Origin of the sequence: Isoptericola sp. NPDC019693, assembly GCF_044389085.1 — a bacterium.
Taxonomy (GTDB): domain Bacteria; phylum Actinomycetota; class Actinomycetes; order Actinomycetales; family Cellulomonadaceae; genus Isoptericola.
In genome coordinates, this window is record NZ_JBIRXP010000003.1 from 121,331 (window position 1) to 142,581 (window position 21,251).

Below are 21,251 nucleotides of genomic sequence, written 5' to 3' on the forward strand. Positions count from 1 at the left end.
ACGCGTCCGGGCGAAGCGATGCCGTCCCCTCAGCGGCAGCACCGAGGTTTCGGTCTACGGACTACTCAACGTCAGCGTCGACCCAGTCGAACGTCTTCGTGACCGCCTTCTTCCACGACCGGTAGAGCCGCTCGCGCTCGTCCTCGGCCATGGCCGGCGACCAGCGCTTGTCCTCCGCCCAGTTCGCGGTGACGTCCTCCTCGCCCTTCCAGAACCCGACGGCGATGCCGGCGGCGTAGGCGGCACCGAGCGCCGTCGTCTCGGCGACCTTGGGCCGCACGACGTCGACACCGAGCTGGTCGGCCTGGAACTGCATGAGCAGCTCGTTCTGGACCATGCCGCCGTCGACCTTGAGCTCGGTGAGGTCGACGCCGGAGTCCTTCTTCATGGCGTCGACGACCTCGCGGGTCTGGAACGCCACGGCCTCCAGCGCCGCGCGCGCGATGTGGTTGCGGTTGACGTACCGGGTGAGCCCGACGAGCGCGCCGCGGGCGTCGGGTCGCCAGTACGGGGCGAACAGGCCGGAGAACGCGGGCACGAAGTAGGCGCCGCCGTTGTCCTCGACCTTGCGGGCCAGCCACTCGACGTCGGGGGCGTCCTCGAACATGCCGAGGTTGTCCCGCAGCCACTGGATGAGGGAACCCGTGACGGCGATGGAGCCCTCGAGCGCGTACACCTGTGCGGCGTCGCCGATCTTGTAGCAGACCGTGGTGAGCAGGCCGTTCTTGCTCGGCACCTTCTCCGTGCCCGTGTTGAGCAGCATGAAGTTGCCGGTGCCGTAGGTGTTCTTCGCGGTGCCGACCTCGAAGCACGCCTGGCCGAACGTCGCGGCCTGCTGGTCGCCGAGGATGCCGGCGATCGGGACGCCGGGCACCAGGCCCCGGGCACGGCCCGTCCCGTACACCTCCGAGGAGGAGCGGATCTCGGGCAGCATCGACAGCGGGATGCCCATGTCGGCGGCGATGTCCTCGCGCCAGCTCAGGGTGTCGAGGTCCATGAGCATCGTGCGCGACGCGTTGGTGACGTCGGTGACGTGCACGCCGCCGTCGGGGCCCCCGGTCATGTTCCACAGCACCCACGTGTCGGTGTTGCCGAACAGGAGGTCGCCCTTCTCGGCGGCCTCGCGCGCGCCCTCGACGTTGTCGAGGATCCACTTGACCTTGGGGCCGGAGAAGTAGGTGGCGAGGGGGAGGCCGACGATCGACTTGTACTTCTCGGCGCCCTCGGAGCCGCCGAGCTCGTCGACGATCGCCTGCGTGCGGGTGTCCTGCCACACGATCGCGTTGTACACCGGCTTGCCGGTGTTCTTGTCCCACACGACGGCGGTCTCGCGCTGGTTGGTGATGCCGATGGCGGCGAGGTCGGTGTGCGCCAGGTTGCCGCGCGTGAGCGCCAGCCCGACCACCTCGCGCACGTTGCTCCAGATCTGCTCGGCGTTGTGCTCGACCCAGCCCGCCTTGGGGAAGATCTGGTCGTGCTCCAGCTGGCCGGTGGAGACGATCCGGCCGGAGTGGTCGAAGACGATGGCACGCGAGCTCGTCGTGCCCTGGTCGATGGCGAGGACGTAGTCAGCCATGGGGGTTGCCCTTCACGTCGGTGTGGGTGGTGCGGGGTGCCGGCCGGGCCTCGGCGGCCCGGCCGGCGGGGTCGGTCAGGAGTAGGCCGCGCCGAGCAGGCCGGCGAGCACGCCGCCCACCAGGGGGCCGGCGACGGGCACCCAGGAGTACGCCCAGTCGCTGGAGCCCTTGCCCTTGATGGGCAGGAACGCGTGCGCGATGCGGGGGCCGAGGTCACGCGCCGGGTTGATCGCGTACCCCGTCGGGCCACCGAGGCTGGCGCCGATCGCGACCACGATGAGCGCGACCGCGAGCGGCCCGAGCTGGTGCGGCGTCTTGCCGGAGACGACGACGAAGAACACCAGCACGAAGGTCGCGATGACCTCGGTGATGAAGTTCCAGGTGTAGGAGCGGATCTCCGGGCCGGTGGAGAACACCGCGAGCTTGGTGGCGCCCGGGGCGTCCTCGTCGAAGTGCTTCTTGTACGCGATGAACGCGAGCACGGCACCGATGATGGCGCCGATCATCTCCGCGGCGAAGTAGATGAACATGTTGCTCACGGTCGGCTCGATCGTGGCGGTGACCCGCCCCTCGGGGCCGGTGAGCGTCGCGAACGGCTGCTGCGCCGTGTACAGCCCGATCGTCACGGCAGGGTTGAGGTGCGCGCCGGACTTGTACGCGGTGAAGACACCCGCGAAGACCGCGAGGCCCCACCCGAAGTTGATGAGCAGCCAGCCGCCGTTGAAGCCCTTGGTTCTCGGGAGCACCACGTTGGCGACGACGCCGGCGCCCAGCAGGATCAGCGTCGCGGTCCCGAGGATCTCGGACCAGAACGCCTGCATGATCAATGAGTCCATCGTCGGTTCTCTTTCTCTTGAGGGACCACGTTGTCCTCTCCGGGGTCGGAGAGCGCCCGCGACAGGCAGAGCCCTGCGGGAATCCCGGCCGGACGCCCGACCGGGCTCGGATCAGCCCCGCAGGGGCTGCATGGCGGCGACGTCGGGGGCGCCGAGGCGTACGGCCTCCGCGCTGGCGTCGTCGGGCTCGTCCTCCGCCGCGTCCTCGGCCTGGGCGCGGGCGGTGTAGGCGTCGATCTCGGCCTGCTTGGTCGCGTCGTCCCAGCCGAGGAGCGGGGCGACGAGGTCGGCGATCTCGGGCAGCGCCGCCACGCCGCGGTCTGCGACCTCGTAGACGAGGCGGGTGCGGTGCAGCAGCAGGTCCTCGAGGTGCAGCGCACCCTCGTGGCTGACGCCGTAGTGGATCTCGGCGCGCAGGTACGCGGGGGCGTGCTCGAGCGGCCGGGCGAGCGACGGGTCCTGCTCGCACAGCTCGACCAGTTCCCGCAGCGACGACCCGTAGCGGTGCAGCAGGTGGTCCACCATCTGCGGCTTCCACCCGAACCGCGCCGCCCAGGTGCGCGCCAGGCGTCGCGTGGCCTGCAGGCCGACGGCGCCCAGCAGCGGAATCTGGTGCGTGATCGAGGGCAGCGCGGCGGCACGCTGGCCGATGGCGAAGTCCACGGCGTCCTTCGCCATCACGCGGTAGGTCGTGAGCTTGCCGCCGGCGATGACGGTGAGGCCGGGCACCGGGCTGGCGACGGTGTGCTCGCGCGACACCTTGGCGGAGCTGGTGCCCTCCTTGGTGCCGGGCTGCAGCAGCGGTCGCAGGCCGGCGTAGGTGCCGATGATGTCGTCGCGGGACAGCGGGTGGGCCAGCACCGCGTTGGCGTGGTCCAGCACGTAGTCGATGTCCTGGGCGGTCGCGACCGGGTGCGTCGGGTCCTGGGTCCACGGGGTGTCGGTCGTGCCGACCACCCAGTAGCGGGACCACGGGATGACGAACAGCACGGACTTCTCGGTCTGCAGGATCAGGCCGACCGAGCCCTTGATGCGCTCGCGCGGGACGACGATGTGCACGCCCTTGGACGCCAGGACCCGCAGCCCGCCGGTGTCGCCGGCCAGCGCCTCCGTGTCCTCGGTCCACACGCCGGTCGCGTTGATGACGTGGCGGGCGCGGACGGTGATCTCCTCGCCGCTCTCGAGGTCGACGAGGACGGCGCCGTTCACGGCCCCCGTGGCGCCCTTGGTCAGTGCGACGACCTGGGTGCGTGCCGCCGCGTGCGCGCCGTAGCTCACGGCCGTGCGCACGAGCGTGGACACGAGCCGGGCGTCGTCGACGGACGCGTCCCAGTACTGCACGGCCCCGATGGCGGCGTCGTGCGCGAGGTCGGGGAACTTGGTCGCCATCCGCCGCCGCGACAGGTGGCGGTGCAGCGGCATGGCCCGGCGTCCCGGGGCGAGCGAGGCGAGCGTGTCGTAGAGCGCGATGCCGGCCCCGACGTACGCGCGCTCCCACAGCCGGTGCTCCAGCGGGTACAGGAACGGCACCGGCTTGACCAGGTGGGGGGCGATGTCCTTGAGGAGGAGGTCACGCTCGGTGAGCGCCTCCTTGACGAGGTGGAAGTCGAGCATCTGCAGGTAGCGCAGCCCGCCGTGCACCAGCTTGCTGCTGCGGCTGGAGGTGCCCGACGACCAGTCCTGCGCCTCGACGATCGCGGTCGACAGGCCGCGGGTGGCGGCGTCGAGCGCGATGCCGGCGCCGGTGACCCCGCCGCCGACGACGAGCACGTCGAGCTCGCCGCTGGGGTCCTGGGACGCCTTGAGCGCGGCGAGGGCCTGGGTGCGTGACTCGGCTGTGAGCCGGGTGGAGGCCATCGTGGGTTCCTTCCGATCGACGACGCTCCCAGGTCAGCACCGCCAGCACGTCCGCGCAACCTGGGTGCACAAACGTGCAGTGGGGCATGCTGAGGGCATGGCGACCTACCGGGAACGCGACGTGGTCATGGCCGCGACGATGTACTACCTGCAGGACATGAAGATGGAGACGATCGCGCGGCACCTGCGCACGTCACGCTCCACCGTGTCCCGGCTGATCAAGCGCGCGAGGGAGACCGGCGTCGTCGAGATCACGCTGCGCCCGGGCCCGTCGCGGGCGCCCGGGCTGGGGCAGGAGATCGCCGAGCGGCACGGCATCGACGCCTACGTGGTGCCCGTGTCGGACTCCTCCACCGACGACGACCGGCTGCAGCAGGTCTCCATCACGACCGCGCGGCTCCTGGCGCGCTGGTTCGACTCCGACATGGTGCTCGGCGTGGCCTGGGGGACCACCCTGGCGGCGATCACCGAGCACCTGCCCCACAAGCCGACCCGTGGGTCCGCCGTCGTGCAGCTCAACGGCGCCGCCAACATGCGGACCTCCGGCATGAGCTACGCGGGGGACCTGATCTCCGGTTTCGGCACCGCCTTCGACGCGTCCGTGCACTACTTCCCCGTGCCGGCCTTCTTCGACTTCGCCGAGACCAAGGCCGCGATGTGGCGCGAGCGGTCCGTGCGCCGCGTGCTCGACGTCCAGGGCCGCGCCGACATCGCCCTGTTCTCCGTGGGCGCCCTCACCGGGGGCGTGCCGTCGCACGTGTACTCCGCCGGGTACCTCGACCCGGACGACGTGGCCGTGCTGGACGCCGAGGGGGTGGTGGGAGACGTCTGCACCGTCTTCGTGCGCGCCGACGGCACCTACCGCGACATCCCCCTCAACGCCCGGGCCACCGGCCCCGCCCCCGCCGAGCTGCGCCGGGTCCCGCGGCGGCTGTGCGCCGTCGCGGGCGGCAACAAGGTGGCGGCCCTGCGGGCGGCGCTCGCGGCCGGGGTGGTCACGGACCTCGTCATCGACGAGGTCACGGCCGCCGCGCTCGTGGAGGAAGGGTGAACGTCCGTGCACCGGGACGCCCGCGCCGGGGCGGGGGCGCGACCGTAGAGTGACGGCGTGCTTCCGGAACCGGCCGGGGACCGCCGGCCCCAGGACCACGGCGCGTCGTTCGCCGTCCGCGCCGCGCTGCCGGCCGACATGCGGGCGGTGCGCCGCCTCGTGGAGCCGTATGCCGAGCGCCGCATCCTGCTGGCCAAGGAGATGGTCGGCTACTACGAGGCCGTGCAGGAGTTCCTGGTGGCGGCGGACGCCGACGGGGGCGTCGTGGGGTGCGGTGCGCTGCACGTCATGTGGGACGACCTCGCCGAGGTGCGCACCCTCGCCGCCGACCCGGCCTGGCGGGGTCGCGGGGTGGGGCACGCGATCGTCGAGGGGCTCGTCGAGCGCGCCCGCCGGATGGGGCTGCGCCGGGTGTTCTGCCTGACCTTCGAGGTGGGCTTCTTCCGCACCCACGGGTTCCGTGAGATCGACGGCACGCCCGTCGACGCCGAGGTGTACACCGAGCTGCTGCGCTCCCACGACGACGGCGTCGCCGAGTTTCTCGACCTGGCGCGCGTGAAGCCCAACACCCTCGGCAACACCCGGATGCTGCTCGAGCTCTGACCGTTGACGGCCCTGCCCGCGATGTTGTGAGCACGATTTCGGGGACTATCCGCGGCCGGATAGTCCCCGAAATTGCGCTCACAACGGGTCAGGTGGGCAGGTGGTAGCGGCCGGCGTCGTCCTGCTCGACGAGGCCGTCCTCGACGAGGCCGCCGAGGCACCGGTCGACCTGGGCCTGGTCGGGACCGGAGTCGGCCAGCAGGGCGCGGGGCACCGGCTCGACGGCGGCACGCAGCGCCGCCATGACCCGGCCGCGCACCTGGCGGTCGGTGCCGTGCCAGGCCTGCGTGCGCCGGCGGTGCGCGTGCGCGTCGGGCGGGTGGCCGGCGGCGCGCCACGCGCACAGGTCGGCGACCGGGCAGGCGCCGCAGCGCGGGGCCCGCGCGGTGCACACGACGGCGCCGAGCTCCATGGACGCGGCCGCCCAGCGCGCGGCGTCGGCGTCGTCGTCGGGCACGACGCCGGCGGCGAGGTCGCGCTCCGCGGCCGTGGGGGAGGGCGCGGCGAGCGCGGTGCCCCCGAGGGTGCGGGCCAGCACGCGCCGCACGTTGGTGTCGACGACGACGGAGCGGCGCCCGAACGCGAATGCGCGTACCGCGGCCGCCGTGTACTCGCCGATGCCGGGCAGGGCCCGCAGCGCCTCCTCGTCGTCCGGCACGGCGCCGTCGTGCCGCTCGACGATCGCGGCCGCGCACTGCTGCAGGCGCAGCGCGCGGCGCGGGTAGCCGAGCCGGTCCCAGGCGCGCAGGACGTCGGCCGTGGGCGCCGCGGCGAGGTCGGCCGGCGTCGGCCACCGCTCCAGCCAGGTCCGCCACACCGGCTCGACCCGGACCACGGGCGTCTGCTGGAGCATCACCTCGCTGACGAGCACGCCCCACGGCGTGCGGTCCGGACGCCGCCAGGGCAGGTCGCGGGCGGCGTCGTCGAACCACGCGACGGTGCGCGCGACGAGCGCGTCCGACGTCTCCGGCGCGGACGACGTCGGGCGGAGCGGGGCGGAGCTGACGGGCACGGCGCCCATTCTCGCCCACGAGCTGTCAGGACCAGCGCCACGTATACCGGGCGCTGGCCCTGACAGGTCCGGGGCGCGCGCGAGGTGTCAGGACCAGCGCCACGTATACCGGGCGCTGGTCCTGACAGGTCGGCGGGTGGGTGCGACGGCGGCGCGGCTCCGCCGCAGGTGGGGGCGTGCGTCGTACGGTGGCGCCGCGGCACGATCGAGACGGAGGGATGGCCCGTGGCACGTGCGGACGACGGGCGTCGAGGTGCCGGCACCTCGCGCGGCTCCGGCGCGCGCTCCGGAGCAGGGCGGACCGGCTCCGCGGGCACGGGGCGGTCCGGCGGCGGGGCGCGCAGGACGGCGTCGGGGGGCACCCAGGGCGCATCGAAGAGCGCTGCGAAGGGGCCTCAGAAGGGCGCGCAGAAGAGCACCCAGAAGAGCACCCAGAAGAGCGCTCCGAAGGGCGGCGGGCGGCCCGCCTCGAAGGGATCGGCGCAGGGCGGCTCGCGTGGCGCCGCCTCGCGGGGCGGCGCGACGGCGTCCGGCCGGTCCTCCGGCAGCGCGTCGGGGGGCCGGCCGTCCAGCGCTCGTTCGTCGACGTCGCGGTCGGCCACGTCGCGGTCGGCCACGTCGCGCACCTCGTCCTCCTCGGCGGCGCGCTCCTCGGGATCGCGCGCGGCCTCGTCGCGGCAGTCGGGCTCGCCGTCGTCCCGCGCGGGAGGCGCTCGCCGTGGCGACCGCCGCGTCGCGACGGCGTCGCAGCTGGTGGCCCCGGGAGGGTCGCGCGCGGGCTCACGCTCGGCGTCGTCCCGCAGGACAGCGAGCCGTCGGCCGCGCGCGACGGCGCCGCGCCGCAGCCGCCGTTCGCTGATCGTCTCGATGCTGGTCGTGGTGCTGCTGTGCGCGGTGGGCGCCGCGGGCGGCTACGGCGTGGGCCTGGCCGTGGACGGCGCGCGGAACCTGCTCGCCGGTCCCGAGAGCCTGCCCGCCGACAAGGTGGCGGCGCCCGAGCCGCTGGACGTCGGCGGGCCCGCCACCACGTGCCGGGCCGAAGCGGTGGACCTGCGGCTGTCGTCCAGCGCGACGACCGTCACCGAGGGCACCCCGATGTCCTTCATGGTGCGCGTCACGAACGTGGGCCGCGTGCCCTGCCTGTTCGACGGCGCCGCTGCCAGCCGGGCGGTGACGATCACCGACGAGACCGGCAAGGAGACGATCTGGTCGTCCGCGGACTGCGCCGAAGGGTCCCGGCCGCTGCTGCTCGGGCCGGAGGGGGTCGACGCCGGCGAGGTGCACTGGAAGTCCGTCCAGGGCTGCGCCCAGAAGGCGCCGGCCGTCGGGGCGGGCACGTACCAGGCCACCGCGACGCTCGAGGACGTCCCGGGCGCCGCGAGCGAACCCGTGACGTTCACGGTCGCGGCGAAGGCGAAGCCGCGGGCCACGCCCGAGCCGGGCGCGAGCGGCGCCCCGGCGTCGGACGGCGAGGCGAAGGACTCCGCCGCGGCCGGCGCGGAGGGGGACGCTGCCGGGACCGACGACGGGGACGACGACAGCGACGCGGAGGCGAAGGCCGACGCCGGCACCCGCGACCGGGGCGTTGACGGCGCCGACGGTGCGGCCGCCAAGAAGGCTGCGGAGGACGAGAAAGCCGCGCGCTGACCGCGAGGCGACCCGACCGCGGACCGTGCGGCGCGGCGCGGCGAACCTCGCGTAGCGTGCCGGAGTGCTCGAACCCGTCCGCCCCGGCGACGTCCCCGACCTGTCCGACTTCCTGCGGGGTGCCGACCTCACCGTGGCCGGCCTGGACGCGCCGGCGGTGCGGCTGTGGGTCCGGCGCGACGATGCGGGGATCGCGGCGAGCGCGGGCTACGAGCTCAGCGGGGACGGTCGGCACGCCCTGATTCGCAGCACGGCCGTGCGTCCCGACCTGCGCGGCCGGGGTGCCGGGCTCGCGGCGGCCACGTTCGCCGTCGAGCGCGCCCGGGATTCCGGGGCCTCCACGGCGTGGTTGTTCTCCCGGCGCTCGGGGCCGTTCTGGCAGCGGCTCGGGTTCGTCCGATCGACGACGGACGCGCTCGCGGCCGCCCTGCCCGACGCGCAGCAGGTGCGGCTGTTCCGGCAGACCGGTCAGCTGGACCGCGAGGTGGCGTGGCGCCTGGCGCTGGCGGGGTGACCCGCGGGTCGTCGCGCCCGGCGGCAGGCGGGACGGCCGGTGTCAGACGTAGCGCTCGAGGATGCTGGACTCGGCGAGGCGCGACAGGCCCTCGCGCACGGCGCGTGCGCGCTGCTCGCCGACGCCGTCGACGGCCATGAGGTCGTCGACGCTCGCGGCGAGGAGCTTCTGCAGGCCGCCGAAGTGCCCGACCAGCCGCTCGATGATGGCGGCGGGAAGGCGCGGCACCTTGGACAGCAGGCGGTACCCGTGCGGTGCGACGGCGGCGTCGAGCGCCACCCCGCCGCCGGGCAGCTCGAGCACGCGCCCGATGTGGCCGAGGTCGAGCAGCTGCGCGGAGTCGAGGGCGGCGAGGTCCGCGTGCACGCCGGCGAGGGAACGGCCGCTGCGCTCGAGCTCCACGTAGTCCCGCACGACGAAGTCGCGGTCGGCGCCGATACCGCCGATGAGCTCGTCGAGCTGCAGGGCGAGGAGGCGGCCGTCGGCGCCGAGCTCCACGACGTACCCGTCGATCTCCTCGGAGATCCGGCGGACCATCTCGAGGCGCTGGACGACGGAGCACACGTCGCGCACGGTGACGAGGTCCTCGATCTCGAGCGCGGAGAGCGTGCCGGACACCTCGTCGAGGCGGGACCGGTACCGCTCGAGCGTGGCGAGCGCCTGGTTCGCGCGGCCGAGGATCGTGTCCGGGTCCTCCAGCACGTGCCGGTGCGACCCGACGTAGATCGCGATGATCCGCATCGACTGGCTGACCGAGATCACCGGCAGCCCGGACTGCTTGGCCACGCGCTCGGCGGTGCGGTGCCGGGTGCCGGACTCGCTGGTCTCGATCGACGGGTCGGGCAGCAGCTGCACGGCGGCGCGGCGGATGCGGGTGGCGTCGTGGTCGAGCACGCAGGCGCCGTCCATCTTCGACAGCTCGCGCAGGCGCGTGGCCGAGAACTGGACGTCGAGCTCGAAGCCGCCGGAGCACATCTGCTCGACCGTCTTGTCGAGACCGAGCACGATGAGCGCGCCGGTGCGCCCACGCAGGATCCGTTCCAGCCCGTCACGCAGCTCGGTGCCGGGGGCGACCGCGGCAAGGGTCTCCCTGAGCAGGGCATCGGAGTGCACGGAGGAGGGAGCCACGGGGGCATCCTACGGCTTCAGGAGTCACTCGCCCCGGCGATCCGCCGATCGGACGCCGACCCCTGCGAGCTCGACCGCCTCCGCGAGGTGACGGGCCTCCAGCAGCTGCATCCCCGCGGGCGCCCTGACCGACGTCCCGGCGGGGACGACGGCGCGCACGAAGCCGAGCCGCGCGGCCTCGCCGACCCGCCGGTCCAGGCCGGTGACGGGACGGATGTCGCCCGCGAGACCCACCTCGCCGACCGCGACGGTGCCGGTGGGCAGCGGCTCCCCGGTGCGGGCCGAGACGATCGCGAGGGCCGTCGCCAGGTCGGCGGCAGGCTCGGTCACGCGCGCGCCGCCGATGGTCGAGACGTAGACGTCCTGGTCGGCCAGGCGCAGGCCCGCGTGCCGGTGCAGGACGGCGAGGATCATGGCGAGGCGGGACGACTCGACGCCGCTGGTGGTGCGGCGCGGGTTGGCCAGCGGCGAGGGCGCGACCAGCGACTGCAGCTCCAGGGCGAGCGGGCGGCGGCCCTCGAGGGTCACGGTGACGCACGTGCCCGGTACGCCCGCGCCGAGGTGGGAGAGGAAAAGGCCGCTCGGGTCGCTGAGCCCGATGATGCCCCGCTCGGACAGCTCGAAGCAGCCCACCTCGTCGGTGGGGCCGTAGCGGTTCTTCACGGCCCGGACCATCCGCAGCCGCGAGTGCCGGTCGCCCTCGAACTGGCACACCACGTCCACCAGGTGCTCCAGGGTGCGCGGCCCCGCGACCGTGCCGTCCTTGGTGACGTGCCCGACCAGCAGCACGGGGACCTGGCGGGACTTGGCGACGGCGATGAGCGACGCCGCGACCTCGCGCACCTGGCTGACGCCGCCGGGGGCGCCGTCCACCTCGGCCGACGCGATGGTCTGCACCGAGTCGACGACCAGCAGGTCGGGCTCGTTGGCCTCGATGTGGCCGAGCACGGTGCCGAGGTCGGTCTCGGCGGCGAGCAGCAGCGTGGGAGCGAGCGCGCCGACCCGCTCGGCGCGCAGCCGCACCTGGCCGGCGGACTCCTCGCCCGTCACGTACAGCACGGTGCGGGCGTCGTGGCCGTCCGCGCCGCGCGCGTAGGCGGCCGCGACGTCGAGCAGCAGCGTCGACTTGCCGACCCCGGGCTCGCCGGCCAGCAGCACGACCGCGCCCGGGACCAGGCCGCCGCCCAGCACCCGGTCCAGCTCCGGCACCTGGGTGGGCGCCGCCTGCGCGGCGGCGACGTCGATGTCCCCGATGGGGCGCGCGGGCGCGCGCCCCGGGCTCGTCGCCACCGTGCGCGGCCCGGCCGACGCCGGCCCCTCGTCCGTGACCGTGCCCCACTCCTGGCACTCGCCGCACCGGCCCACCCACTTGGGGGTGGTCCACCCGCACTCGGTGCAGCGGTAGCCGGGGCGCGACTGCTTGGCGCGGGTGCGGGACGACGTCGTGGTGCTCACGTCGTCCGACGCTAGGGGTTGGCACCGACAGCGCTCCATCGTGGCGCCGGACGACGACGCCCGATGACGGCGCACGATGACAACGCACGATGACGGCGGCGATGATGACGGCATGGTCCCCGTGCCCCCGGAGGTGAGCCGCTTCCTGCGCGACGGCCGCCTGGAGACGATGCCGCGGCGGCGGGAGCGCCGCAGGACGGTGGCCCGGTGGCTCGCGCACGGGGCCCTGCCCGTCCTCCTCGACACCGTGGGGGAGCGCGAGCTCACCGGCCGGCTGGCGGAGATCGCCGACGACCCGGTCGGGGCGCGCCGGGCCCTCGTGGACCTCGGCCTCGTGCACCGCACCCGGGACGGCGCGGAGTACTGGCGCACGGAGGTCACGGAGTTCGACGACGTCGGCCCGGCCGACGACGCCGGGCACGTGACGCTCCACCTCGACGCCGCCCGGGTCGACTCGATCGCCACGTTCTACGACGAGCTGAACCGCGTGTTCATGGCGGGCGAGGACTGGCGGCTCGGGCCGAGCCTCGACGCGCTGGACGACCTGCTGCACGGCGGCTTCGGCGCCGCGCACGGCGCGGACCGGCTCACCGTCGTCTGGCACGGGTTCGCCCGCTCCCGCGACGCCCTGGGCTTCGCGGCGACGCGCGACCACTATCGGGCGAAGCTCGCGGACCCGTGGTTCGACACGGCGCTGTTCCGCCAGCGGCTCGACGACCTCGAGGCCGGGCGCGGCAAGACCTACGCCGAGCTCGTCCTCGAGGTCTTCGCCGACCACCCCGAGGTGGAGCTGCTGCTGCGTTGAGCCGGCGTCGTCGACACGCTGTGGCCGGACGCGGCCGATGCCGCGCACGGCGCCCTAGGCTGCGGGGTGCAACGCCGCCGACCCCGCAGGAGGACATCGTGAGCCAGGCACGCACGGGCGGGAAGGGCCGCCCGTCGCCGGCGGTGTTCCGACGCCGGCGCATCGTGGTGGCGTCGGCCGCGGGCGCGCTGGTGCTCCTGGTGGTGCTGCTGACCGCCTTCGTGTGGCCCGGGTTCGCGCAGGACGAGCCGGAGCCGCAGGCCACCGTGACCGCGCCCGTGCCGACGCCGACGATCGCGCCGAGCGGCCGCCCGGGCGACCAGACGGCGTTCGTCAAGGCGCAGCCCGACTCCGTGCTGGCGCTGGCGCTGCGCGAGGTCACGGAGGACAAGTCCTGGGAGGAGGACGCCGACGCCGTCGAGTCGTGGCAGCTCGTCTACGCGGACGGCGACGGCGAGGGCGCGACGTCCGTCGAGGTGCACGCCGGGCAGTGGGAGGACGACGACGCGGCGACCGCGGCCTACGGGGCCCTGGTCAAGGCCGCCGGCGAGCCGACCGGCGAGGGCGAGGTCTCCGTCGACGGCCAGGCCACCGGCGCCTACGTGGTGACGCCCGGCTCCACCGAGGGCACCGCTGTCGTGACGTGGCGCAACGGCACCGCGGTGCTGCAGGCCACCGGCCCGGCCGACCTGGTCGAGGACTTCTACTCCGCCTACCCGCTGTAGCCCGGGCGGAGCCGGCGACGACGGCCCGGACCGGCCGCGGCGACGTACCGTGGTGCCCGTGAGCGAGCAGACTGACGAGCAGGCCGGAACCCCCACGAACCACCAGGTGGGCGGCGTGAAGATGGCGTTCCTCGGCACGGGGAACATGGGCGAGGCGGTGCTGGCGGGCGCGCTGGCCGCGGGCGTCGCGCCGCAGGACGTGGTGGCCACCTCCCGCCGGGCGGAGCGGGGGGCGCACCTCACCGAGCGGTTCGGCGTCCGCGCGACGACGGACAACGTCGCCGCGGTCGAGGGCGCGCACGTCGTCGTCGTCGGTGTGAAGCCCAAGGACGTGGGGGCGATGCTCGACCGCGTGGCGGACGCCCTGGAGCCGGGCGCAGTCGTCGTCAGCCTGGCGGCGGGCCTGCCGCTGTCGTTCTTCGAGCAGCGCCTCCCCGCCGGGACGCCCGTGGTCCGGACGATGCCGAACACCCCCGCGCTGGTGGGTGCGGGCGTCACCGCCGTCGTCGGCGGCAGCGCGGCCCGCGAGGACGACGTCGCGCTGGTGGAGAAGGTGCTCTCCGGCTCCGGTCACGTCTTCCGTGTCGCCGAGAAGGACATCGACGCGTTCGGCGCGCTCGCCGGGTCGGGCCCGGCCTACGTGTTCTACGTGGTCGACGCGATGGCGGAGGCGGGCGTGCTGCTCGGCCTCACGCGCGATGTCGCGCGCCGCCTGGCCGTCGAGACCGTGCTCGGCTCGGCCAAGCTGCTCGACGAGACCGGGGAGCACCCGGTCCTGCTGCGCGAGAAGGTCTCCTCGCCCGGTGGCACCACCGTCGCCGCGCTGCGCAAGCTCGACGACGGCGGCGTGCGTGCCGCGTTCCTCGACGCGCTCGAGGCTGCGCGCGACCGCTCCCGCGAGCTCGCGGCCGAGCACGCCTGAGCCGGGTCCGAGGTGGAGCGGTGGTGAGCGGCGGTCGGGCGGACGACGGCGCGGGGAGCGCGCGCCGGGGGCGGCGGCCGGCGGGGCAGGACACCCGCGCCGTGGTGCTCGCCGGCGCCCGCGAGGAGTTCCGCGAGCGCGGCTACGAGGCGGCGTCCGTCCGCTCGGTGGCGCGGCGTGCCGGCGTCGACCCGGGCACGGTGCGGCACTGGTTCGGCGGCAAGACGCAGCTGTTCACCGCGTCTCTCGGGCTCGTCGACGTCGACCCGGCGGCGATCGTGCGCGCCGCGGCCGACGGGCCGGTGGAGAGCCTGGGGGAGCGGCTCGTGCGCGCCGTGGTCGACGTCTGGGACACGGACTACGGCGAGACGGTGCGCCTGGTGATCCCGGCGGTGATGTCCGACCCGGGGCTGCGCGCCCTGCTGCCCCAGTTCCTCGGGGCGGAGCTCCTCGGGCCGATCGTCGCGCGCCTCGGGGTCGCGGACGCGCGGCTGCGGGCCTCGCTCGTCGCCTCGCAGATGGCGGGGGTGCTGATGACGCGTTACCTCGTGCCGATCGAGCCGCTCGCGTCGGAGTCACCCGCGGGCGTCGCGGCGCTCGTCGGCCCGTCCGTGCAGCGCTACCTCACAGGGGACCTCCCTCCGGCCTGACGCTGTGGGCGCGATTTCGGGGATAATCCGGGCTCGAATTGTCCCCGAAATCGCGCCCACAACACCCGGGGGATTGCGCGGCATCGGCCCGCGGGAGCAGAATTCTCCACATGGGGAATAACGGCGACGCGGTGCGGGTCCGGGGGCTCCGGGTCGAGCGCGGCGGCCGGACGATCATCGACGGGCTGGACGTGTCGGTGCCCGCCGGCCAGGTGGTGGGACTGCTCGGCCCGTCCGGCTCGGGCAAGACGACGCTCATGCGCGCCGTCGTCGGCGTCCAGGCCCGCGTCACCGGCGAGGTGACCGTGCTCGGCGCGCCCGCCGGCTCGCCCGGCCTGCGGCGCCGCGTCGGCTACGTGACGCAGGCGGCCTCCGTGTACACCGACCTCACGGTGGTGCAGAACCTGCGCTACTTCGCCCGGCTCGCCGGCCTGCCGCGCGCGGGCGCCGAGGCGGCGGTGCGGCGCGCCGTCACCGCCGTCGACCTGGGCGGGCACGAGAGGCAGCGCGTCGGCACCCTGTCCGGCGGGGAGCGCTCGCGCGTCTCGCTCGGCGCGGCGCTCGTCGGCGACCCGGAGCTCCTCGTGCTCGACGAGCCCACCGTGGGCCTCGACCCCGTCCTGCGCCGCGACCTGTGGGCGATGTTCCGCCGCCTCGCGGGCGAGGGGCGCGCCCTCCTCGTCTCCAGCCACGTCATGGACGAGGCCACCCAGTGCGACCGCCTGCTGCTGCTGCGCGACGGCGCGCTCGTCGCCGACACGACGCCGGCCGAGCTGCTCGCCACGACCGGGGCGCCGGACGCCGAGCGGGCGTTCCTCGCGCTCATCGACCAGCAGGCCGCGACGACCGGGGAGGGCTCCCGATGACGCTCACCACGACGACGGCGGGCCGCGTGCTGGCGCAGCTCCGCTTCGACCGCCGCACCGTGGCGCTGATCCTCGTGCTGCCGTGCCTGCTGCTCGGCCTCATCGCGTGGATGTTCGACGGCACCCCCGTGCTCGACCAGTTCGGCCCGATGCTCGTGGGCTTGTTCCCGCTGATCGTCATGTTCCTCGTGACGAGCGTGGCGACGCTCCGCGAGCGGCAGTCGGGCACCCTCGAGCGGCTGATGACGACGCCGCTGCGCAAGGGCGACTTCGTGGCCGGCTACGCGCTCGCGTTCGCCGGCCTCGCGCTGCTGCAGTCGCTGGTGGTGGTCGGCTTCGCGCTCGCCGTGGGGATGGACGTGCTGGGCCCGCTCTGGTTGGTGCTCGTCGTGGCGATGCTCGACGCCGTCCTCGGCTGCTGCCTCGGCCTCGCCGCCTCCGCGCTCGCGCGCACGGAGTTCCAGGCCGTGCAGATGATGCCCGCCGTGATCTTCCCGCAGCTCATCACCTGCGGGCTGCTCATGCCGCGCGACGAGATGCCGCAGGTGCTCGAGTGGCTCTCGCGCGTCTTCCCGCTCACCTACGCCGTCGAGGCGATGCAGACCCTCGCCGCCGGCGGCGCGTGGGCGGACGTGCGGGGAGCCGTCGGCGCCATCGCGCTGTTCATCGTCGGCGCCGTCGTGCTCGGCGTCGCCACCCTGCGCCGTCGCACCGCCTGACCCGCCTGCGCATCGTGCGTGCCGAATTGCTCCTCAAACGGCCCGTTTGAGGAGCAATTCGGCACGCACGATGGCGAACGGGGTCAGCGGAAGCGCGGGTCGTTCCCGGTGCGGGTGCTGACGACGAGGCCCAGCTCGTCGGCGACGTCGTCCCAGGCGACGTACGAGAACCCGGTCGCGTCGCCGCGGCCCGGCTCGACGTCGGCGCCGGTCTCCGGCTCGTCATGGGTGACGAGCAGGCCCTGGCGGTACGGGCCGACGGGGCGGTTCGTCACCGCGAGGCCGTCGGAGCCGTTGACGTCGTCCACGCCGTCCGTGCCCGCGACGCGGAACGAGCCGAGGGCACGGTTGCGGCCCGTCGTGGAGTACACGGCGTAGGTGTCGTCGCCCTGGCTGGACACGATGACGTACCCCGTGCGGCCGGGGCCGTGGTAGACGTCGACGCCCTCGGCGTCGGCGGTGAGCAGGTCGCCGCCGAACGGGTTCGCGGCGACGGCCTCCGCCTCGGACGAGCCGTCGGCGGGGGAGCACTCCTCGGTCCCGGGGTCGTAGGCGTCCTGGACCCCGAAGTCGGTGACCGTGTCGACGAGGCGGGCCTCGCCGGACCCCAGCGGCAGCGGCAGGCGCCACAGGCCGACGTCCTCCTGCGCGGCGTACAGGGTGCCCGTGCGCTGGTCGACGGACAGCCCCTCGAGCTGCGGGCCCACCCCCGGCTCGTCGCAGGGCGTCCACGTGGTGCCGTCGGGCAGCTCGAACGACGCGGGCAGGTCGAGGTGCTCGACCTCCGCGTACCCGACCGTGCCGTCGGCGCGCGGGACGATCCGGGCGGTGGCGATGCGGGTCGTGCCCTCCTGCGTGACGACGGCGTACGCCTCCCCGGACCGCAGCTGCCACACCGCCAGCCCGTACGCCGTCTGCTCGGAGTCGACGCCCGCCCGGTCGGGCTGGAAGAGGAAGCCCTGCTCGGCCGCGGTGATCTCGGTGAGCGGCGCGTCGGCGTCGGCGCCGGCCGGGTCGATCGCGAAGAACCGCAGCTGGTCGTTGAACCGGTCGGACACCACCGCGACGTCCACCCGCTCACCGCCCACCCGCAGCCCGTACGCGACGTCCACGTTGTTGTACCGGCCGGCGACGCCGTCCGACCGTGGTGCCACGCCGGCGGGGAGCGCCTGCACCTCGTCGCCGGCGACGTCGTAGACGCGCAGCCCGCCCTCCTTGGCGGTGGCGATGACCAGCGAGGCGCCGGAGCCCGTCGGGGGCACCCAGATCGCCGGGTCGTCGCCGGACGCGCTGCCGCCGGCCTCGTCGTCGTACAGCGGGGGCGTCTCGACGTCGGTCGTCACCGTCGCGACGCCGCGCCCATGACCGCGGTCGTGGCCGTGACCCCAGGCCGAGGACGCGGGCACGAGGGCGAGGGCGGGGAGCAGCAGCAGCGCCGGCAGGGCGGCTCGGGGGCTTCGCATGGACCACGAGCGTGCCGGGCGCCGTTGGCCGGGCGATGGCGCCCGCGTGAACGGTCGCCGAACACCCGCCCGGAGGGTCAGGGCCGGGCGGAGAACCGCTCCAGCAGGTCGGCGTGACCGGAGCAGACCAGCAGGTCGTTGGCGCTCACGCGCGTCTCGGGCGTCGCGTACTGGAACTCCACGCCGGGCGACTTCACGCCGATGACGGTGACGCCGTACCGCTTGCGGATGTCCGACTGCGCGAGCGTGAAGCCCTGCATCTCCTTCGGCGGGCGCATCTTCACGATGGTGAAGCCGTCCTCCACCTCGATGTAGTCGAGCATCTTGCCGCTGACGAGGTGCGCCACGCGCGAGCCGGCGTCGGCCTCGGGGTAGACGACGTGGTGCGCGCCGATGCGGGTGAGGATGCGGCCGTGCTCGGCGGAGATCGCCTTGGCCCAGATCTGCGGGGTGCCGAGGTCCACCAGGTTGGCCGTGATGAGCACGGACGCCTCGAGCTCGGTGCCGACGCCCACCACGGCGACGCCGAAGTCCTTGGCGCCGAGCTGGACCAGCGCCTCCGCCTCGGACGCGTCCGCCTCCACCAGCGGCAGGCGGCCGGACCACTGCGCCACGAGCTTCTCGTCGCGCTCGACGGCGAGCACGTCCTGGCCGAGGCGGTCCAGCACGGTCGCGAGCGAGGAGCCGAAGCGGCCCAGGCCGATCACGAGCACGCCCGCGTCGCGCACGGGTGCCTTCTTCTCCGCCACGGCTCTCCTCTGTCAGACGGGTCGTCGGTACGAGGTCACCCGATGATCGGGCGTTCCTCGGGGAAGCGTACGATGCGGCGCCGGTCGCGCAGGGCCAGGGCGCCGAGCAGCGAGATGACGCCCACGCGCCCCACGAACATGAGGCTGGCCAGCAGGTACTTCGCGCCGTCGGGCAGGCTCGCGGTGACGCCGGTGGACAGGCCCACCGTCGCGTAGGCCGAGATCACCTCGAACAGCGCCTCGGACAGCCGCAGGTCGGTCATGCGCAGCAGCGCGAGGCACGAGACCAGCACGGCGGTGGCGCCCACGAAGACCACCGCGATGGACAGCCGCAGCGTGTCGCGGGGGATGCGGCGGCCGAACACCTCGGTGTCGGCGTCACCCCGCGCCTCCGCCACGATCGCGAGCAGCATGACGGCGAACGTCGTCACCTTGATGCCGCCCGCCGTGGACGCCGAACCGCCGCCCACGAACATCAGCGCGTCGGTGAGGAGCCAGGTCTCCTGGGTCATCTCGTGCACGGGCACGGAGCTGAAGCCGGCCGAGCGCGGCATCACCGACGCGAAGACGGACGACAGGATCTTGGTGGAGAAGCTCTGCTCGCCGAACGTCGCCGGGTTGTTCCACTCCAGGGCGCCGATGAGCACGGCGCCGGCCACGAGCAGCGCGAGGCTGGTGGTCACGGTCAGCTTGGTGTGCAGGGACAGGGCCCGCACCCAGTGCTTGTGCTTGCGGCGGCGGTTGGTGATGACGTTGAGGATGACGGGGAACCCGAGCGAGCCGATGAAGACGCCGAGGGCGATCGGCACCAGGACGAACCAGTCCGACGCGAAGGGCAGGAGGCCGTCCGGGGTGGGCACGAACCCGGCGTTGTTGAACGACGAGATCCCGTAGAACAGGGCGTGCCACGCCGCGGTGCCGGCGTCGTCGCCGAGCACGAGGAACCGGGGGAACAGCAGCAGCGACAGGATCAGCTCGATGCTGGTGGCCGTGATGATGATCGTCTGCAGGAGGGCGCCGACCTCGCCGAGCCGCTCCGTCTTCGTCTCCGAGGCGGTGAGCAGCTTCTGCGTGAGGCCGAGCCGGCGCGACACGGCGAGGCCCAGCAGCGAGGCCAGCGTCATCACGCCCAGGCCGCCCACCTTGATGCCGACGAGGATGACGACGTGCCCGAACTCGGACCAGTAGGTCGCGGTGTCCTGCACGACGAGTCCCGTGACGCACACGGCCGACGTCGCCGTGAAGAGCGCGTCGACCACCGACGCCCCGCGCCCCGACGCCGTCGCCCACGGCGTGAGGAGCAGCAGCCAGATGACGGTGATGACGGCCGCGAAGACCGTCATCGCGAGGCGGGCCGGGTACTCGCGAGCGGCGCGGTTCGCCCATCCGCGCAGCGCGAGCGCGCGACCGCCCCAGGTCCCCGGCACCCTGCCCCCTCTCGCCCCTCAGTCGCTGGGCACAGCCTGCCACGCTGTCGGCTACCGTGACGGGATGCGCGTCGCCCGGCTGCTGTGGAGCCCCGAGCTCCTGCGTTATGACTTCGGCCCCGGGCACCCCATGGCGCCCGCCCGCCTCGACCTCACCATGCGCCTCGTCGCGGAGCTGGGGCTGCTCGACGAGCCGGGCCTGGAGGTGGCTGACGTCGAGCCCGCGCCCGACGCGCTCATCGAGACGGTGCACGACGCCGCCTACGTCGCGGCCGTGCGGCGCGCGGCCGCCGACGGCACCCCCGACCCGGTGCGCGGCCTCGGCACCGAGGACGACCCGGTGTTCCCGGCGATGCACGAGGCCGCCGCGCGCCTGGTCGCGGCGTCGGTGGACGCGGCGGAGTCCGTCTGGTCGGGCCGCGTGGTGCACGGCGTGAACATCGCGGGCGGGATGCACCACGCCCAGCGGGGCGCGGCGTCCGGCTTCTGCATCTACAACGACGCCGCCGCGGCCGTCCGGCGCCTGCTCGACCTCGGGGCGGAGCGGGTCGCGTACGTCGACCTGGACGCTCATCACGGCGACGGCGTCGAGGCGATCTTCTGGGACGACCCGCGCGTGCTCACCGTCTCCGTGCACCAGGACGGGCACACGCTGTTCCCCGGCAGCGGGAACGCGGGAGACACGGGCGGGACGGCCGCGCAGGGCACCGCGGTGAACGTCGCGCTGCCGCCGCGCACCGACGGCGCGCACTGGCTGCGGGCGGTGGACGCCGTCGTCCCCGCGGTGGTGCGCGAGTTCCGCCCGCAGGTGATCGTGTCGCAGCACGGCTGCGACGCGCACGGCAACGACCCGCTCACCGACCTGAACGTGGGCGTGGGCGCGCAGCGCACCGCGGCCCGCTGGGTGCACGACCTGGCGCACGAGCTCGCTGACGGCCGCTGGGTGGCTCTCGGCGGGGGCGGCTACGCGGTGGTCGACGTCGTGCCGCTGGTGTGGGCGAGCCTGGTGGCCGAGGCGGCGCACGCGCCGCTGGCCATCGGGATCGAGCTGCCGGAGGCCTGGCGGCAGGAGGTCGAGGAGCTCTCCGGGCTCGACCCGGCGGAGCGGCTCGGCAGCGGCGACGTGGCCTGGCGGCCGTGGGCGGACGGCTACGACCCGGCCGACGACGTCGACCGCGCGATCCTCGCCACCCGCCGGCACGTGTTCCCCACCTGGGGGCTGGACCCCTACCGCGACTGACGTCA

The 21,251-nt window shown here is 74.3% G+C and carries 21 protein-coding genes; 11 read left to right on the top strand and 10 right to left on the bottom strand.

Annotated features, from left to right (window positions below; genetic code table 11):
- Nucleotides 1-61 precede the first annotated feature (61 nt).
- The 3 genes from glpK to ACH436_RS09655 form a co-directional block, all read right to left on the bottom strand.
- The gene (glpK, locus tag ACH436_RS09645) at nucleotides 62-1,576 is read right to left on the bottom strand and encodes a glycerol kinase GlpK (RefSeq protein WP_430559986.1); all 1,515 of its coding nucleotides are present in this window, start codon (nucleotides 1,574-1,576) and stop codon (nucleotides 62-64) included.
- A gap of 75 nt (nucleotides 1,577-1,651) precedes the next feature.
- Nucleotides 1,652-2,413, bottom strand: coding sequence for an MIP/aquaporin family protein (locus tag ACH436_RS09650; RefSeq protein WP_430559987.1), 762 nt, complete (start codon nucleotides 2,411-2,413; stop codon nucleotides 1,652-1,654).
- Nucleotides 2,414-2,524: 111 nt separating this feature from the next.
- On the bottom strand, nucleotides 2,525-4,270 hold the full coding sequence (locus ACH436_RS09655) for a glycerol-3-phosphate dehydrogenase/oxidase (RefSeq protein WP_430559988.1): 1,746 nt from the start codon (nucleotides 4,268-4,270) through the stop codon (nucleotides 2,525-2,527).
- A 97-nt stretch (nucleotides 4,271-4,367) separates the two neighbouring features.
- Here ACH436_RS09655 and ACH436_RS09660 point away from each other — a divergent pair, with 97 nt between their 5' ends.
- Both ACH436_RS09660 and ACH436_RS09665 read left to right on the top strand, forming a co-directional pair.
- Nucleotides 4,368-5,321, top strand: coding sequence for a sugar-binding transcriptional regulator (locus ACH436_RS09660; protein ID WP_430559989.1), 954 nt, complete (start codon nucleotides 4,368-4,370; stop codon nucleotides 5,319-5,321).
- Nucleotides 5,322-5,378: 57 nt separating this feature from the next.
- Nucleotides 5,379-5,924 carry an amino-acid N-acetyltransferase gene (locus ACH436_RS09665; protein ID WP_430559990.1) on the top strand — a complete coding sequence of 182 codons (546 nt, stop codon included), beginning with the start codon at nucleotides 5,379-5,381 and terminating at the stop codon, nucleotides 5,922-5,924.
- Between the two features lie 88 nt (nucleotides 5,925-6,012).
- On the opposite strand, the gene ACH436_RS09670 is transcribed toward ACH436_RS09665, so the two are convergent.
- Together ACH436_RS09670 and ACH436_RS09675 are read right to left on the bottom strand one after the other, a co-directional pair.
- On the bottom strand, nucleotides 6,013-6,945 hold the full coding sequence (locus ACH436_RS09670) for an A/G-specific adenine glycosylase (protein ID WP_430559991.1): 933 nt from the start codon (nucleotides 6,943-6,945) through the stop codon (nucleotides 6,013-6,015).
- 386 nt (nucleotides 6,946-7,331) lie between these two features.
- The gene (locus tag ACH436_RS09675; RefSeq protein WP_430559992.1) at nucleotides 7,332-7,562 is read right to left on the bottom strand and encodes a hypothetical protein; all 231 of its coding nucleotides are present in this window, start codon (nucleotides 7,560-7,562) and stop codon (nucleotides 7,332-7,334) included.
- Nucleotides 7,563-7,803: 241 nt separating this feature from the next.
- Here ACH436_RS09675 and ACH436_RS09680 point away from each other — a divergent pair, with 241 nt between their 5' ends.
- The gene (locus ACH436_RS09680; RefSeq protein WP_430559993.1) at nucleotides 7,804-8,583 is read left to right on the top strand and encodes a hypothetical protein; all 780 of its coding nucleotides are present in this window, start codon (nucleotides 7,804-7,806) and stop codon (nucleotides 8,581-8,583) included.
- Between the two features lie 64 nt (nucleotides 8,584-8,647).
- Nucleotides 8,648-9,097, top strand: a complete 450-nt coding sequence (locus ACH436_RS09685) for a GNAT family N-acetyltransferase (protein ID WP_430559994.1) — start codon at nucleotides 8,648-8,650, stop codon at nucleotides 9,095-9,097.
- 42 nt (nucleotides 9,098-9,139) lie between these two features.
- Here the strand turns inward: ACH436_RS09685 and disA are convergent, their stop codons facing one another.
- Nucleotides 9,140-10,225 carry a DNA integrity scanning diadenylate cyclase DisA gene (gene disA / locus ACH436_RS09690; protein WP_430550624.1) on the bottom strand — a complete coding sequence of 362 codons (1,086 nt, stop codon included), beginning with the start codon at nucleotides 10,223-10,225 and terminating at the stop codon, nucleotides 9,140-9,142.
- A 24-nt stretch (nucleotides 10,226-10,249) separates the two neighbouring features.
- A complete protein-coding gene (gene radA / locus ACH436_RS09695) occupies nucleotides 10,250-11,680 on the bottom strand; it encodes a DNA repair protein RadA (RefSeq protein WP_430559995.1) in 1,431 nt (476 codons plus the stop codon).
- A gap of 112 nt (nucleotides 11,681-11,792) precedes the next feature.
- On the opposite strand from radA, the gene ACH436_RS09700 reads away from it, so the two are divergent.
- From ACH436_RS09700 to ACH436_RS09725, 6 genes are all read left to right on the top strand, one after another.
- On the top strand, nucleotides 11,793-12,485 hold the full coding sequence (locus ACH436_RS09700) for a DUF2087 domain-containing protein (RefSeq protein WP_430559996.1): 693 nt from the start codon (nucleotides 11,793-11,795) through the stop codon (nucleotides 12,483-12,485).
- A gap of 98 nt (nucleotides 12,486-12,583) precedes the next feature.
- The gene (locus ACH436_RS09705) at nucleotides 12,584-13,210 is read left to right on the top strand and encodes a hypothetical protein (protein WP_430559997.1); all 627 of its coding nucleotides are present in this window, start codon (nucleotides 12,584-12,586) and stop codon (nucleotides 13,208-13,210) included.
- 58 nt (nucleotides 13,211-13,268) lie between these two features.
- A complete protein-coding gene (gene proC / locus ACH436_RS09710) occupies nucleotides 13,269-14,132 on the top strand; it encodes a pyrroline-5-carboxylate reductase (protein WP_430559998.1) in 864 nt (287 codons plus the stop codon).
- 23 nt (nucleotides 14,133-14,155) lie between these two features.
- Nucleotides 14,156-14,782: a TetR family transcriptional regulator gene (locus tag ACH436_RS09715; RefSeq protein WP_430559999.1), complete on the top strand. Its 627-nt coding sequence runs from the start codon at nucleotides 14,156-14,158 to the stop codon at nucleotides 14,780-14,782.
- A gap of 110 nt (nucleotides 14,783-14,892) precedes the next feature.
- Nucleotides 14,893-15,648 carry an ABC transporter ATP-binding protein gene (locus ACH436_RS09720; RefSeq protein WP_430560000.1) on the top strand — a complete coding sequence of 252 codons (756 nt, stop codon included), beginning with the start codon at nucleotides 14,893-14,895 and terminating at the stop codon, nucleotides 15,646-15,648.
- Entirely contained in the window at nucleotides 15,645-16,367 is a 723-nt protein-coding gene (locus ACH436_RS09725) for an ABC transporter permease (RefSeq protein ID WP_430560001.1), read from the top strand. Before ACH436_RS09720 ends, ACH436_RS09725 begins: the two co-directional genes overlap by 4 nt.
- Nucleotides 16,368-16,450: 83 nt before the next feature.
- Here the strand turns inward: ACH436_RS09725 and ACH436_RS09730 are convergent, their stop codons facing one another.
- From ACH436_RS09730 to ACH436_RS09740, 3 genes are all read right to left on the bottom strand, one after another.
- A complete protein-coding gene (locus tag ACH436_RS09730; protein ID WP_430560002.1) occupies nucleotides 16,451-17,830 on the bottom strand; it encodes a phytase in 1,380 nt (459 codons plus the stop codon).
- Nucleotides 17,831-17,907: 77 nt separating this feature from the next.
- Nucleotides 17,908-18,579 (bottom strand): potassium channel family protein, encoded by a 672-nt coding sequence (locus ACH436_RS09735; RefSeq protein ID WP_430560003.1) that lies wholly within the window; start codon nucleotides 18,577-18,579, stop codon nucleotides 17,908-17,910.
- A gap of 35 nt (nucleotides 18,580-18,614) precedes the next feature.
- Nucleotides 18,615-20,006, bottom strand: a complete 1,392-nt coding sequence (locus ACH436_RS09740) for a TrkH family potassium uptake protein (protein WP_430560004.1) — start codon at nucleotides 20,004-20,006, stop codon at nucleotides 18,615-18,617.
- Nucleotides 20,007-20,070: 64 nt separating this feature from the next.
- Here ACH436_RS09740 and ACH436_RS09745 point away from each other — a divergent pair, with 64 nt between their 5' ends.
- Nucleotides 20,071-21,246, top strand: a complete 1,176-nt coding sequence (locus ACH436_RS09745; protein WP_430560005.1) for an acetoin utilization protein AcuC — start codon at nucleotides 20,071-20,073, stop codon at nucleotides 21,244-21,246.
- Nucleotides 21,247-21,251: the final 5 nt, after the last annotated feature.